This is a genomic window from Comamonas terrigena NBRC 13299, assembly GCF_006740045.1.
In the GTDB taxonomy this organism is placed as follows: Bacteria; Pseudomonadota; Gammaproteobacteria; order Burkholderiales; family Burkholderiaceae_C; genus Comamonas; species Comamonas terrigena.
Map to the genome: position 1 here is coordinate 4,658,764 of NZ_AP019749.1, position 14,248 is coordinate 4,673,011.

The 14,248-nt window shown below is 67.2% G+C and carries 11 protein-coding genes; 3 read left to right on the top strand and 8 right to left on the bottom strand.

All coding sequences use genetic code 11. The features are described 5' to 3' along the window. Positions 1-10: 10 nt before the first annotated feature. Positions 11-2,482, bottom strand: coding sequence for an EAL domain-containing protein (locus CT3_RS21035; protein WP_083520471.1), 2,472 nt, complete (start codon positions 2,480-2,482; stop codon positions 11-13). Between the two features lie 216 nt (positions 2,483-2,698). On the opposite strand from CT3_RS21035, the gene CT3_RS21040 reads away from it, so the two are divergent. The 3 genes from CT3_RS21040 to CT3_RS21050 all read left to right on the top strand — a co-directional run bounded on the left by CT3_RS21040 (position 2,699) and on the right by CT3_RS21050 (position 6,486). Next, positions 2,699-3,256: an adenine phosphoribosyltransferase gene (locus CT3_RS21040; protein WP_066538348.1), complete on the top strand. Its 558-nt coding sequence runs from the start codon at positions 2,699-2,701 to the stop codon at positions 3,254-3,256. Positions 3,257-3,325: 69 nt separating this feature from the next. Beyond that, positions 3,326-4,414 (top strand): Lnb N-terminal periplasmic domain-containing protein, encoded by a 1,089-nt coding sequence (locus CT3_RS21045; RefSeq protein WP_225608804.1) that lies wholly within the window; start codon positions 3,326-3,328, stop codon positions 4,412-4,414. 128 nt (positions 4,415-4,542) lie between these two features. After that, positions 4,543-6,486, top strand: coding sequence for an esterase/lipase family protein (locus CT3_RS21050; protein WP_227657843.1), 1,944 nt, complete (start codon positions 4,543-4,545; stop codon positions 6,484-6,486). Positions 6,487-6,608: 122 nt separating this feature from the next. On the opposite strand, the gene CT3_RS21055 is transcribed toward CT3_RS21050, so the two are convergent. The 7 genes from CT3_RS21055 to rpmH all read right to left on the bottom strand — a co-directional run bounded on the left by CT3_RS21055 (position 6,609) and on the right by rpmH (position 13,868). Next, positions 6,609-8,207, bottom strand: a complete 1,599-nt coding sequence (locus tag CT3_RS21055; protein WP_066538350.1) for a gamma-glutamyltransferase family protein — start codon at positions 8,205-8,207, stop codon at positions 6,609-6,611. Between the two features lie 44 nt (positions 8,208-8,251). Continuing rightward, positions 8,252-9,268, bottom strand: a complete 1,017-nt coding sequence (locus tag CT3_RS21060) for a Bug family tripartite tricarboxylate transporter substrate binding protein (RefSeq protein WP_192334572.1) — start codon at positions 9,266-9,268, stop codon at positions 8,252-8,254. A gap of 315 nt (positions 9,269-9,583) precedes the next feature. Beyond that, on the bottom strand, positions 9,584-11,026 hold the full coding sequence (gene mnmE / locus CT3_RS21065; RefSeq protein ID WP_066538355.1) for a tRNA uridine-5-carboxymethylaminomethyl(34) synthesis GTPase MnmE: 1,443 nt from the start codon (positions 11,024-11,026) through the stop codon (positions 9,584-9,586). A gap of 147 nt (positions 11,027-11,173) precedes the next feature. Beyond that, positions 11,174-12,886 carry a membrane protein insertase YidC gene (yidC, locus tag CT3_RS21070; protein ID WP_066538362.1) on the bottom strand — a complete coding sequence of 571 codons (1,713 nt, stop codon included), beginning with the start codon at positions 12,884-12,886 and terminating at the stop codon, positions 11,174-11,176. Then, complete coding sequence (gene yidD, locus CT3_RS21075; protein ID WP_083520472.1) at positions 12,883-13,155, bottom strand: membrane protein insertion efficiency factor YidD; 273 nt, start codon at positions 13,153-13,155, stop codon at positions 12,883-12,885. The genes yidC and yidD overlap by 4 nt, the downstream gene beginning before the upstream one ends. 1 nt (position 13,156) lies before the next feature. Then, a complete protein-coding gene (locus CT3_RS21080; protein ID WP_066538446.1) occupies positions 13,157-13,675 on the bottom strand; it encodes a ribonuclease P protein component in 519 nt (172 codons plus the stop codon). Positions 13,676-13,733: 58 nt separating this feature from the next. Continuing rightward, positions 13,734-13,868: a 50S ribosomal protein L34 gene (gene rpmH, locus CT3_RS21085; protein ID WP_012207856.1), complete on the bottom strand. Its 135-nt coding sequence runs from the start codon at positions 13,866-13,868 to the stop codon at positions 13,734-13,736. Between the last annotated feature and the right edge of the window lie 380 nt (positions 13,869-14,248).

Below are 14,248 nucleotides of genomic sequence, written 5' to 3' on the forward strand. Positions count from 1 at the left end.
CCGCCCATGGTTATCCCGCCGGCACCACCAGCCCGGCATGCGCCAGCAGCATCTGCGCCTCGGCCGGCCGCCCGAACAGATAGCCCTGGAACCGCCGGCAGCCATGGGCCACCAGGAAATCCAGCTGACCGCGGGTCTCCACCCCTTCGGCCACCACCTCCAGCCCCAGGCTCTGGCCCAGTGCGATCACGGTGCGCACGATGGCGGCATCGTTCGCGTCCAGCAGCACATCGCGCACAAAGCTCTGATCGATCTTCAGCTGCGACAGCGGCAGGCGCTTCAGATAGCCCAGCGAGGAGTAGCCGGTGCCGAAGTCGTCCAGCGAGAACTGGATGCCCCAGCCGCGCAAGGTCTGCATCTTGGCGATGCTGTCCTCCACCTCGTCCAGCATCAGGCTTTCGGTCAGCTCCAGCTTCAGCCGGTCGGCACGCGCCCCGGTGTCGCGCAGAATGTCCTGCATGCGGGACACAAAGTCGGCATGGCGGAACTCCTGGGCGCTCAGGTTCACCGCCAGGGTCCAGTCGGCGGTGGCCGCATCCTGGGCCCACAGCGCCAGCTGCTGGCAGGCCAGGCGCAGCACCCAGCGGTCCAGCGCGAAAATCAGCCCCATCTGCTCGGCGGCGGGAATGAAGGCCCCGGGCGGAATCAGTCCGCGCTCCGGGTGCTTCCAGCGCACCAGGGCTTCCGCCCCCTGCACCCGGCCCTCGGCATCCACCACCGGCTGGTAATGCAATAAGAAATGGCCCTGTTCCAGGGCCATGCGGATATCCACCTCCAATGCCGCACGTTCGCGCACGGTGCGCTGCAGCTGCGGGTCGAACACGCTCCAGGCATTGCGTCCCCGGGTCTTGGCTTCGCCCAGTGCCAGTTCCACGCACTGGCGCATTTCGTCCACCGAGCGCTCCAGCCCCTGGAAACCCGCCACCCCGATGCAGAACGAGGGCTGGACTGCCCGCCCCTGCAGCTCGAAAGCCTGCCCCAGGATACCGATCAGGCTCAGGGCCATGGCGCCAGCACGCGCGTGGGCCTGTTCCAGGTCCGGCGCCAGGCTTTCGATCATGATCAGGAACTCATCGCCCCCCACGCGCCCCACCACATCGCCGGGCCGGCACCACAGCTCCAGGCGGCGCGCCACTTCCTTGAGCAGCACATCGCCCCAGCTGTGGCCCATGGCGTCGTTGATGTCCTTGAAACGGTCCACGTCCAGCATCAGCAGGGCGCCGGCACCTTGGTGCTGGCTGCGGTGCAGCGCCGCCGTGAGCTGCTGCAGCATGGCGGCCCGGTTGGGCAGCTCGGTCAAGTCGTCGGTATAGGCCAGACGGCGGATCTGGACCTCGTTCTGCTTGCGTTCCGTGATGTCACGCGCCACCCCGCAATAGCCCCGGAACTGGCCCTGGGCGTCGATCCTGGGCGTGCCGCTGAGGGACAGCCAGACGGTGCTGCCGTCTTCGGCACGGTGGCACATCTCCCAGTCCTGGAAAGGCTGGCGCGCCTCCAGCACCACGCGGCTGCCAGACAGGGCCACGGCCATGTTCGGCTGGTGGCACCACAGCGCCGGCGCATCCACCGGCTGCCCTTGCAGCACCGCCTTCAGGCCCTCGGGGCAGCCATCCAGCAGCACAAAGCGCAGTTGCGCATCCAGCTCCCAGAACCAATCGGACGACAGCGCCGTCATGCTGCGCCAGCGCTGTTCGCTGTGGCGCAGCTGTTCCTGGATGTGCACATAGTCCGTCACATCCGTATAGGTGCGCACCCGGCGCCCGTTGCGCTCCGGATGCGTGCGCACTTCCAGATAGCGCCCTTCCAGGGTACGGCGGATGTAGACCGCAGGGCAGGTGCCGTTGCCGTAGGAGCCCAGCTTGGCGCCGGTCGGCCAGTACACGCTGCCATCCTCCCCGAATTCGCCCCGCGCACGCTGGAACTCGACGAGGTCGCTCAGGAACGGCTCGCCCTGCATCAGGCTGTGGGGCAGACCCACCAGCTCCTGGGCCCGCTCGTTGAAGACATGGATGCGGCCCTCGCCATCCAGGCTGATGATGCCCTGCGAGATGCTGGCCAGCGTGGCCGACAACTCCCGGCTCTGGGCTTCCAGCGCATCCTGGGTGGCCCGCTGCCGGGCCAGCCCTTCGATCTGTTCCGGCAAGGTGTGCAGGTGGCTGGTGCTGCCCGGCAGCTCGGAGCGCACCACGAAATCGGCAAAGCCGGCGCGCATGGCCAGCGCCGCCATGGCCTCCTGGCCTGCGCACACCACCACCATGGCCATGGTCCGCCCCAGCCAGCGCAGGGACTGCAGGGCGTCGCCATCGGCCTGCTCCAGCGCCACCACGGCCACACTGGGAGCATGCCGGGCATGCAGGGCCTGGCCCTGGGCCAGGTCGGCGGCCTGCAATACCTGCCAGCCGGGCCGGGTGCGCTGCAAAAACTGCCTCACCTGGTCCGCATGGGCAGCATCTCCATCGATCAGCAGAACGGTCAATTCCATACAGTTGTGAGGCTCAGGCTGCATCAAAGGCCACAATACCGACACGCGGTATGCACATTCGAGGGCATTATGCGCGGCGCCAGCGACCTGCCTACACTCGCGCACTGCAGTTTTCCCAGCGCGGCTGCGCTGCGCCGGACCGCTTGTCCCTCTCCCACCCCTACGGCACACTCTGCCGAATCTTGAGCGCCTTCGCGCTATTTTTTTCCTGACACCATGCCCAGCCTCAGCGTCACCGACTACCTTCGCGCCCACATCCGCACCGTGCCCGACTGGCCGGCCCCCGGCGTGCAGTTCCGCGACATCACCCCGCTGCTGCAGGACCCAAAGGTGTTCCGCGTGCTGATCGACGCCTTTGTGCACCGCTACATGGACAAGGACATGCGCCCCGATGTGGTGGCCGGCCTGGACGCGCGCGGCTTCATCCTGGGCGCCGTGATCGCCTACGAACTGGGCGTGGGGTTTGTACCCATCCGCAAAAAGGGCAAGCTGCCCTTTACCACCGTGGAAGAAACCTACGAACTGGAATACGGCAGCGCCACCGTGGAGCTGCACACCGATGCCGTGAAAGCCGGTGACCGGGTGCTGCTGATCGACGACCTGATCGCCACCGGCGGCACCATGATGGCCGGCAAGAAGCTGCTGGAAAAGCTGGGCGCCACCGTGGTGGAAGGCGCCGCGATTGTCGATCTGCCCGAGCTGGGCGGCTCCGACCGCCTGCGTGGCGAAGGCCAGTTGCCGCTGTTCACGCTGGTGGACTTCGCCGGTCACTGAAGCGACACCACGCCCCGGAACCCGGCATGTGCCGAGCCGCTGCAGCACTTCCCCCACACCTCACCGACCATGGCCTCTGATTCCGCCTCGTCCCTGGCTGCCGCCATGCCCGCGTGGCTGCAGGCTCTGCGCGCCCTGGCCTGGGCCGGCGGCGGCCTGTGCGCCCTGCTGGCGCTGCTGTGGGGTGCCGGCGCGCTCTGGTACCAGTGGGAAGCACGCCCGGCCCTGCTCTGGCCGTTGCTGGTGCTGTGGGGCCTGGCCTGGCTGGCGCTGGCCCTGCTGGCCTGGCACCACCAGCACCTGGGGCTGCTGTGGGGCGGCGGCGCCCTGCTGATGGCGCTGCTGCTGGCCTGGTGGGCCACCATCACGCCGCGTGCGGACCGCGACTGGGCCGACGACGTGGCGCGCATCACCCGCATGCAAGCGGCCGGCTCCGGCGCCGACATCGTCGCGCTGCAGGATGTGCGCAACTTTGCCTGGCGCAGCGAAACCGACTACACCGCCCGCTGGGAAGACCGCCGCTACGACCTGAACCAGCTGCGCAGCGTGGACATGGCCGTTTCTTACTGGATGGGCCCGGCCATCGCCCACACCCTGGTGTCCTTCGGCTTCGAGAACGGCGAACAACTGGTGTTTTCTTTCGAGATTCGCAAGGAAAAAGGCGAAGCCTTTGGCGCCCTGGCCGGTTTCTTCAAACGCTATGAATTGGCACTGATCGCGGCAGATGAGCGCGACATCCTGGCGGTTCGCACCAATGTGCGCGGAGAACAGGTGTTCTTGTACCGCGTGGACATGCCCCAGCCGGCCATGCGCGCGCTGCTGCGTTCCTATGCCGAACAGGCCGCCGCGCTGCACCACCAGCCGCGCTGGTACCACACGCTGACCGCCAACTGCACCACCATCGTCTGGGACATGGCCCAGCGCCTGGTGGGCGGCCTGCCGTTGGACTGGCGGCTGCTGGCCTCGGGCTATCTGCCCGAATACCTGGCATCGGTGGGCGGTCTCACGCCCGGCCTGCCGTTGGAGCAGCTGCGCGCTGCCGGCGACATCACCCAGCGTGCGCAGCAATGGCAGGCCCCTGCGGGAAGCGACGACCGCACGGCCAGCATCGACTTCTCCCGCGGCATCCGCGCCGGCATCCCGCCGCTACAGCCCTGACGTCGCCTGGCCTGGTAGCGCCCTTCACCGCCATTGCAGCACACCGGGCCCGGTCCTCAGCCCCCTGTCATGCAGGGGCGCGCAGGCCTGCCTACACTGGCACACCATCCCGCTTACCCCTGTCTGCCGTGATCCGTTTCCGCCGTCCCTGCCGCCCCCTGCTGTGGCTGCTGCCCGCCTGCCTGGCCCTGCTCACCGGTTGCGCGGGCGTCAAAGTCAGCTCCATCCAGCCTTCGGACTACCTGGCCCAGCGCCGCGCCGATGTGCTGACCAGCGGCCAGCTCAGTCCCGCCACGCGCGAATCGCTGCGGGTCATGGGCAGTGAAGCCAAACCCTGCCTGGCCGATGCCGCGGCCTGCCGCACCGCGCTGCGCAGCAGCGCCGGCCTGACGGACGAGCAACGCCTGTCCGCTCTGTCCGAGCTCTGGGCCCGGGAGGCCATGGACCAGGAACGCGCCCCGGCCACGCAGCCCGGACAGGCCGTGGATGCCTGGCTGGAATCGGCCCGCTACGCCTGGGCCTACCTGTTCTTCACCGAACGCGACCCCACGGCGCGGGCCTTCGAAGACCGCCAGACCCAGGTGCGCGACTACTACAACTACGCCGTGCAGCAGGCCATCACCGGCATGTTCCGCTACCGCAGCACGCTGTCCGAGCCCCTGCCCGCCGACCTGGACGCGCTGCAGGGCGACCGCACGCAGTGGCAGCAATGGCTGCTGACCATGGACCTGTCCGGCCTGCGCCAGCCCGCCCACCGGGTGATGCCGCAGGAGCTGCTGGCGGCCACCTCGCTGACCTTCTCCGGCCTGCGCAACATCTACCGGCGCGACGGCTTTGGCGCCGAACTGGTGGCGGTGTTTCCGCCACCGCCCGAGGCCGTCGGCCCGGATCCGCGCTGGGGCAGCATGCAAGGCCCGCCCTACCAGGAGGCGCTGTTCCCCGCCATCACCGCCTTGCTGCAGTTTGACGGCGGCACGCTGCCCGAGGTGTTGTCCACCCAGAGCCTGACCGTGCGCCTGCTGGACCCCTACCGCCAGCGCGAGGTGCAGCTGGCCGACAGCCGCGTGCCGCTGGCGGGCAACTTCACCTCGGGCTATGGCCTGTGGCTGGCCCGCTCGGGCTTTTCCACCCAGGCGCTGCGCAGCCTGCTGGGCGTGGGCAACGGCATCGTGCGACCGCAGATCTATCTGATGCAGCCCTACGACCCCAGCCGCCGCGTGGTGGTCATGCTGCACGGACTGGCCAGCAGCCCCGAGGCCTGGATCAATGTGGCCAACGAGGTGCTGGGCGACGAGCTGCTGCGCAGCAACTACCAGATCTGGCAGGTCTACTACCCCACCAATGCCCCGCTGGCGCTGAACCACCACGCCATCCGCGCCGCGCTGCAGGAAACGCTGGAGCACTTCGACCCCAGCGGCCAGGCGCCGGCCTCGCAGAACCTGACCCTGGTGGGCCACAGCATGGGGGGCGTGCTGTCGCGGCTGATGGTCAGCAGCACCCAGGGCAATATCCTGGATGCCATGACCATGGCGCTGGAGATGCCCGCCCGCACCCAGCGCCAGCTGCGCGGCCAGCTGGCCGAATACCTGGAATTCGAGCCCCTGCCCCAGGTGCGCAACGCCATTTTTGTGGCCGCGCCGCACCGCGGCACCAGCTTTGCCAACCACCGGCTGGCACGCTGGGCCGCCAACCTGATCACGCTGCCGTTTTCCATGGTCGAACAGTTTGCCGATGTGACCCTGGCCATTGCCAACGCCGCACCACGCACCGGCAAGCAGGGGCTGTTCCGCATTCCCAACAGCATCGACAACCTCAGCGACCAGGACCCGTTCATCCGCGCCACGGCCGACCTGCCGATTTCCAGCTTCGTGCGTTATCACTCCATCATCGGAAACGATACACCCAAGTTACCGCTGGAAGAGAGCAGCGACGGCATCGTGCCCTATGCCAGCGCCCACCTGGCCGGAGCGGAGTCGGAGCGCGTCATCCCATCGGGCCACAGCGTGCAGGAGCAGCCCCAGGCAATTGTCGAAATCCGGCGCATTCTGCGCAGCCAGCTGACGGGGCCCTGAACCGATTCCACCATGGTGTCCGGGTGACCGCCCATGCAAAAGGGAGGGCGTCACCGCCCTCCCTGCTACTTTGTCATCTTGTCACCCGGTAATGCCGCGCAGCGCCACCACCGCAGCACCGTTCAGAAGCCGACCGCCAGACCGTCGCGGCGGTGGTCGGACCCAGCCACATAGGCGCTGGGCTCGCCCGGCGCCGTGTCCAGCTTGCGGATCAGCTGGGCGGAACCGAAGTCCAGGCTGTTAGGCGGCGCAATCTCGGGCGCATGGCCCAGGGCGCGCAGCCCTTCCACCACGGCGGCGGGCACGGTGTGTTCCAGGGTCAGCGCTCCCACATCGTTGATGCGCCAGCGCGGCGCATCGCTGCAGGCCTGGGGGTTGAGCCCCTCCACCGCCTCGCGCAAAGTCATCTGCAGATGGCCCTGGGCCTGCATATTGCCGCCCATCACGCCAAACGCCATATGGGGCTGGCCGTTGCGCAGCATGAAGGCCGGGATGATGCTGTGCATGGGCCGCTTGCCGCCCGCCACCTGGTTGGGATGGCCCGGCGTGGTGACAAAGCCCATGCCGCGGTTGTGCAGCGCAATGCCGGTGCCCGGTACCACCACGCCCGAACCGAAGCCCTTGAAGTTGGACTGGATGAACGAGACCATGCGCCCCTGCGCATCGGCCGCGCACAGGTAGACCGTGCCGCCGCTGCTGGGCTGGCCCGGCGGGTAGCTGCCGGCGCGCTGCGGGTCGATCAGCGCCGCGCGGCGCTGGAGGTAGGCCGGCGCCAGCAACTGGGCAGCGGTGACCTCCATGTGCGCCGGGTCGGCGATGTGGGCGTACAAGTCGGCGAAGGCCAGGCGCATGGCCTCGATCTCCAGGTGCATGCGCGCGGCCGAACCCGGTGCCGTGTCCCGGTATGGCAGCTGCTCCAGGATGCCCAGCGCGATCAGCGCGGCAATGCCCTGGCCGTTGGGGGGAATCTCGTGCACCGTGCGGTCGCCGAACGGGGTGGAAATGGGCTCCACCCACTCCACCTGGTGGGCGGCCAGGTCATCGGCCGTCAGCGCCGCACCGCAGGTCTGGGAAAACGCGGCCATGCGCTGCGCCAGCGCGCCGCGGTAGAAGGATTCGGTCCGGGTGCGGGCAATCTCCTGCAGCGTGTCGGCCTGGGCCGGGAAGCGCCAGATCTCGCCGGTCTGCGGGGCGCTGCCATCGGGCTTCAGAAACTCGGTAAAGCCGGGCTGCGCGCCCAGATCGATGGCCGCCTGCGCCCACTGGCGGGCAATCACCGGGCTGACCGGAAAGCCATCGCGCGCATGGCGGATGGCGTCGGTGAACAGGTCTTCGAACGGCAGGGCGCCAAAGCGTTCGGACAGGGCTTTCCAGGCCGCCACCCCGCCCGGGGTGGTGACGGAGTCCCAACCCACCTTGGGCATGTGCTCCATGCCCGCAAAGCGCTCGGGTGACCAGGCCTGGGGCGCGCGGCCGCAGGCGTTCAGGCCATGCAGCTGGCTGCCGTCCCACACCAGGGCAAAGGCATCGCCGCCAATGCCGTTCATCGTGGGCTCCACCACCGTCAAGGTGATGGCGGCGGCCAGCGCCGCGTCGATGGCATTGCCACCGCGCGCCATCGCCGCCAGACCTGCCTGGGCGGCCAGCGGCTGGCTGGTGGACACCACATTGCGCGCCAACACAGGCTGGCGGCCAGAGGGAAAGGGAAGGCTCCAATTCATACGCACTTGTTCTCGCAATTCGTCATTTCCATGCAGGCCAGCCGTCACAGCGACACCTTGGCCGTCTTGATCACCTCACCCCAGCGCCGGTGGTCGGCCTGGGTCAGCGCCGCCAGCTTGGCACCGTCGCCCGGCGTCACCACATAGCCCTTGGCAATCAGCTCGTCGATGGTGGATTTCTCCTTCAGCACCTCGGCCGTGGCCTTGGCCAGCAGATCGACCGCCGCCTGCGGCGTGCCCTTGGGGGCGTAGATGCCGAACCAGTTGTCCACGTCATAGCCTGACACACCGGCCTGCATCACCGTCGGCAGATTGGGCACGGCAGGCACCGCCGTCGACGATGCCACGGCAAGCGCACGCACCTTGCCGGCCTGGATCAGCGGCAGCGAGGCCGCCACACTGTCGAACATGAAGGACACGGCGCCCGACAGCATATCGGTCACCGCCATGGCGCTGCCCTTGTAGGGCACATGCACGGCCTGGGTGCCGGTGCGCTGCAGCAGCAGCTCGGATTCCAGGTGCGACAGCGTCCCCGTGCCCTGGGAGGCAAAGTTCACCGTGCCGCTCTTGCTGCGCAGCCAGGTCACGAATTCGGCCATGGTCTTGGCCGGCACCTCGTTGTTGACGATCAGCAGGTGGGGCGCATTGGCGATCAGCGCCACGGGCACGAAGTCGCGCTGCAGATCCGCCTTGGTGGGATAGAGGTGACCGGCAATCATCTGGTTGGTGACGGCCGCCAGGTACAGGCTGTAGCCATCGGCCGGCGCACGCGCCACGGCATCCAGCCCCAGCGTCCCGCCAGCGCCGGGACGGTTCTCCACCATGATGGACTGCCCGATCTTCTCGCCCACCTTGTGCGCAACCAGGCGCGCCAGGATGTCGGTGGCACCCGCGGGCGGAAAGGAAATCACCGTCTTCAGCGGGCGGGCCGGGTAGGCGTTGGCCCAGGCCGGCAGGCCCGCAGCCGCCAAGGCACCGGCCGCCGCCGGGGCCAGCAGGCTGCGCAAGGCGCCGCGGCGCGTGGTGGAAGTGGAGGAAGCAGACGCAGAAGGGGAAACCAAGAAACCGAGGGAATGCATGGGAGCCTTTCAGGGGACGAAAACCCGGCCGCCACACGACACGGCGGCGGATCCGAGGGAGGGAGACCCCCACTTCCGCGCAAGAACAGTGCCAACGGGCCCAACGCACTGCATCCACCCTGCTTCTTGCAGCATTCCCTCTGCAATCCCCACTCCCACGCCACACTCACCCCACACTGGTGCACGGCGGCTGCACCAGCAGGCAGCAGGATTCACCGGGCAGCGCCCAGCAAAAAGCCCCGGCAGGCGGGGCTCAGCGGGATGCCGCCATACGGCGGCACCAAGGGGCCGGCAGGCTTATTTGCCGATGCAGAAGCTGGAGAAGATCACGCCCAGCAGATCGTCCGAGGTGAATTCGCCGGTGATGCTGTTCAGCGCCTGCTGCGCCAGGCGCAGCTCCTCGGCCAGGATGTCCAGCGCCGGCCCGGGCACATTCAGCTGGTCATGGGCCTCCTGCAGGTGGGCTCCCACGGCCTGCAGCGCCTCCACATGCCGCGCACGGGCGATGTACAGGCCTTCGGCGGCGGACTGCCAGCCGGCCACCTGCAACAGGCGCTGGCGCACGGCATCCAGCCCCGCGCCGGTGCGGGCGGACAGGCTCAGCCGCTGCTCACTGCCCACGCGGCCGGCCAGAGGCGCCAGCGGCTCCATCTGCGCGCCGGGCGCGGCCAGGTCGATCTTGTTCCACAGATCGATCACCGGCACACTGGGCAGGATGCGTTCCGCCAGCGTCTGGGCGATCTCCAGGTCGGCGGCGGCGTAGTCCGCCTCCGTGGTGCGCGAGAGATCGTGCAGGAACAGCACGGCATCGGCAGCGGCGATCTCGTCCCAGGCACGGGCAATGCCGATGCGTTCCACCTCGTCGTCGCTGTCGCGCAGGCCGGCGGTGTCGATCACGTGCAGCGGCACGCCATCGATCTGGATGGTCTGCTGCACCTTGTCGCGTGTGGTGCCGGCAATCGGGGTGACGATGGCCAGCTCGGCCCCCGCCAGCGCATTGAGCAGCGAGCTCTTGCCCGCATTGGGCTGGCCGGCAATCACCACCTTGATGCCTTCGCGCAGCAGCGCCCCCTGCTGGGTGCGGGCCAGCACCAGGCCCAGCTGCGCCTGCAGGCGGTCGAGCTGGCCGTAGGCGTCGGCTTTCTGCAGGAAATCGATTTCTTCCTCAGGGAAGTCCAGCGTGGCTTCCACCAGCATGCGCAGATGCACCAGCGCATCGCGCAGCTCGCGGATTTCGCGCGAGAAGTCACCCGACAGCGACCGGCTGGCGCTGCGGGCCGCCGCTTCGGTGCTGGCGTCGATCAGATCGGCAATCGCCTCGGCCTGGGCTAGGTCGATCTTGTCGTTCAGAAACGCACGTTCGGTGAACTCGCCGGGCTGAGCCAGGCGCAGGCCTGGCAGCACCGGCGCCCCTGCTTCGCCCAGGCTGGCCGCCGCCTCCAGGCAGCGCGCCAGCAGCAGCTGCAGCACCACCGGCCCGCCGTGGGCCTGCAGCTCCAGCACGTCTTCCCCGGTGTAGCTGTGCGGGCCGGGGAAGTACAGCGCCAGGCCGTGGTCTATGGGAGCCCCCTTGGCATCTTTGAACGGTAGGTAGCTGGCCTCGCGGGGCTTGAGATTCTTGCCGCACAGCACACGCACCAGTGGCGCGATCTGCTTGCCCGAGATGCGCACGATGCCCACCGCCCCCCGGCCGGGTGCGGTGGCGATGGCGGCAATGGGATCGGTATGGCGGGCAAGCATGGGCAAGGCTTTCGAGGAGGAAATCGGTGGGGTACCGGGTCAGCGGCCGATCATAGCCAGGGCCGCCGTCTTTGCCGTGCCGGAAGTCCCGGCACCAAAGACAACGGCCGCTTGCGGCGGCCGTTGGGGGATCAGCGCAGGCGCTGCTTACTTCTTCTTGCCCGCATCAGCCACAGGGGCCGACTTGAAGTTGGGCAGATTGAACTGGGGCGGCACACCCATGCGGGTGTTGATGACCCACTGCTGTGCAATGGACAGGATGTTGTTGGTCAGCCAGTACAGCACCAGGCCGGCGGGGAACATGAAGAACATCACGCTGAAGATCAGCGGCATGAACCACATCATCTTGGCCTGCATCGGATCGGGTGGCACGGGGTTCAGTGCGGTCTGCAGCAGCGACGACAGCATCATCAGCAGCGGCAGGATGAACCAGGGGTCCTTGGCCGACAGGTCGGTGATCCAGCCGATCCAGGGCGCCTGGCGCATTTCCACCGAGGACAGCAGCACCCAGTACAGGGTCATGAACACGGGGATCTGGATCATGATGGGCAGGCAGCCGCCCATGGGATTGACCTTTTCCTCGCGGTAGATGCGCATCATCTCTTGCTGCATCTGCTGGGGCTTGTCCTTCAGGCGCTCGCGCATTTCCTGAATCTTGGGGTTGATGGCCTTCATCTTGGCCATGCTGGAGTAGGCCTTGGCGTTGAACCAGTAGAAGATGATCTTCAGGATCAGCACCAGACCGATGATGGCCCAGCCCCAGTTGCCCAGCACGCTGTGGATCTGGTCCAGCAGCCAGTACATGGGCTTGGCCAGGATGGTGAACATGCCGTAGTCCTTCACCAGCTCCAGGCCGGGGTAGATGGATTCCAGCATCTTTTCCAGCTGCGGGCCGGCGAACAGGCGCGCATCGACGGCCTTGGTTTCGCCGGGTTGCAGCGTGCCCAGGGTGGTGATGGTGCCGGCGGCATACAGGTTATCGCCCACCTTGCGGGCGAAGTTGTCGCGCTGCAGGCCATCACCCAGCAGCCAGGCGCTGGCGAAGTAATGCTGCACCATGGCCACATAGCCATCGGGCGTGGACTTCACGAATTCGGTCTTGCCCTTTTCGATGTCCTTGAACTCGACCTTCTGGAACTTCTTCTCGTGCGAGTACACGGCCGGACCGGTGAAGGTCGAGTACATGGCCGACTTTTCGCCTTCGGGCGCATTGCCGTCACGCAGCAGCTGCAGGTACAGCTGGGGGCTCACGGCGGCCGTACCGGTGTTCACCACCTCGTGCTTGACGGCGATGTCGTAGGCGCCGCGCTTCAGGGTGTAGGTCTTGACCAGCTTCACGCCGTCCATGGCAGGCGACTCGAAACGCACTTGCAGCTCGTTGGCACCATCGGCCAGCTCGCGCGCACCGGGCATCAGCTGCATGGTGGTCTTGTGCGTGGGGAAGTTGCCGCCGATCAGGCCAGTCTGGGCCAGGTAGACGCGGTTGGCGCTGTCGTCGAACAGCACAAAGGGCTTGCTCTTGTCCACGGAGTCCATGTACTTGAGCAGTTCGGCGTGCTCGATGCCGCCGCCCTGGCCGTCAAACGTCAGACGCAGCACATCGGTGCTGACGGTGATCTTTTCGCGGGCAATGGCGTCGGCCGCCGGTGCAGCGGCACCGCCGGGCACATCGCTGGCCGTGGCGGTCGGAGCGGCAACCGCAGGCACGTCCGAAGGCTTGGCCGCGGCCGGTGCGGGCGCGGTGGCAGCCGAGGGGAAGAGCATGGCTGGCTTGCCGTTGTGGATTTGCCACTTGTCCCACAGCAGAACCAGGGAAAAGGCAAATATCACCCACAGGATGGTGCGGCGAATGTCGTTCATGAAGACTTCTTTGCAGAGGAAGAGGAGGTCAAACCGGAAAACAGCCCTGGCGCGCGCTCGGGCACGGGGTCATGGCCGCCAGCGCACCAGGGGTGGCAGCGGGCCAGACGGCGCAGGGTCAGGTAGGACCCGGCGGCGGCACCATGCCGCTCCAGCGCTTGCAGGGAATAGGCCGAGCAGGTGGGCTCGAACCGGCAGGCCGAGCCCAGCCATGGACTGAGCGTGAGGCGATAGCCCCGTACCAATGCCATGAGCAAGGCCCGCACCATGTCAGACCACCCCTTCGGAAACCGGCGGCGCAGACGCGGGTTGCGCCTTGGCGGGCTGTTGGGCCCGGCGTATGGCCGAGGCGAACAGCTGCTGCAGCTCGGCCCGCACGGCCGCCTTGAGTGTATCGGAGCAGGCACTGATGAAGTGCTTGCGATCAAAACCCGCCCGCAGGCGCACCACATACGCCGCCTGGGCAGGCAGGGACTGCAACTGCGGGGCGCAGGCCTCGGCCGCGGCATAGACCTGGCGCTTGATGGCATGGCGGGTCACGGAACGCTTGGCCCAACGCTTGGGCACCAGCGGGCCTATCCACACCTGTGGATAAGGCTGTCCGGGAACGGCAAACAGGGCCTGCGGCCCTTGCACTGGAGGCAAGGAGCCGGGCCCCGAAGGAATGGTGTCGGCGGCAACCTGGGCGGATTCGAGCACCAGGCGGTGCAAGGCGAAATGCGCCGACCGGGCGATGACGCCCCCGGACATTGCCGCCTGGAACTGCGCGCGCGTCTTCAGCCGCTGCATATCCATCAGCCCCGACCTGCAGGGCGTGAGATGGGACAGGCTGCCAAACGGACTGGCCTTAGACGGCCAGGCGCTTGCGACCCTTGGCGCGGCGTGCGTTGATCACGGCACGGCCACCCTTGGTCTTCATGCGCACCAGGAAACCATGGGTACGGGCGCGGCGGGTCTTGGAAGGTTGGTAAGTACGTTTCATGTTGATTCCTTGGAAGGTTCAGTTTTGCAGTGGCTGCGCTGCTTCGAATAAGCCGCGCCCGCCTGCACCGCCCGGCTGTCGCACACCCTCTTCCATTGCGCGGCAATCACTGCCGCACCCCGGAAGCAGGCGTGCACCACTACCGAAAAATTTCCAGTATTGTGCGCCGCGCGGGACATATCACCCTGAACACATTCAGGGAAACCCGAAATTATCTCAGCGTTGTCCCCTTGTTGCAATGCCCCTGCAAAACTTCCGTCAAAATACCTCGCCTATAGGAAGAGAGGGTCAGGTGGACCTTTCATTGTGGATAACCGTTTGAAAAGCTACAATCACCACCCCGTAACCGTTCCTCCTATCCACAAGAAAATCAGCAAGAA

Excerpts from the sequence above, each read along its gene's own strand:
- mnmE (WP_066538355.1), bottom strand. The coding sequence starts at position 11,026 with ATGCTTGCCCGCCATACCGATCCCATTGCCGCCATCGCCACCGCACCC.
- CT3_RS21035 (WP_083520471.1), bottom strand. The coding sequence starts at position 2,482 with ATGGAATTGACCGTTCTGCTGATCGATGGAGATGCTGCCCATGCGGAC.
- rpmH (WP_012207856.1), bottom strand. The coding sequence starts at position 13,868 with ATGAAACGTACTTACCAACCTTCCAAGACCCGCCGCGCCCGTACCCAT.
- CT3_RS21045 (WP_225608804.1), top strand. The coding sequence starts at position 3,326 with ATGGCCTCTGATTCCGCCTCGTCCCTGGCTGCCGCCATGCCCGCGTGG.
- yidD (WP_083520472.1), bottom strand. The coding sequence starts at position 13,155 with ATGGTGCGGGCCTTGCTCATGGCATTGGTACGGGGCTATCGCCTCACG.
- yidC (WP_066538362.1), bottom strand. The coding sequence starts at position 12,886 with ATGAACGACATTCGCCGCACCATCCTGTGGGTGATATTTGCCTTTTCC.
- CT3_RS21055 (WP_066538350.1), bottom strand. The coding sequence starts at position 8,207 with ATGAATTGGAGCCTTCCCTTTCCCTCTGGCCGCCAGCCTGTGTTGGCG.
- CT3_RS21040 (WP_066538348.1), top strand. The coding sequence starts at position 2,699 with ATGCCCAGCCTCAGCGTCACCGACTACCTTCGCGCCCACATCCGCACC.
- CT3_RS21080 (WP_066538446.1), bottom strand. The coding sequence starts at position 13,675 with ATGCAGCGGCTGAAGACGCGCGCGCAGTTCCAGGCGGCAATGTCCGGG.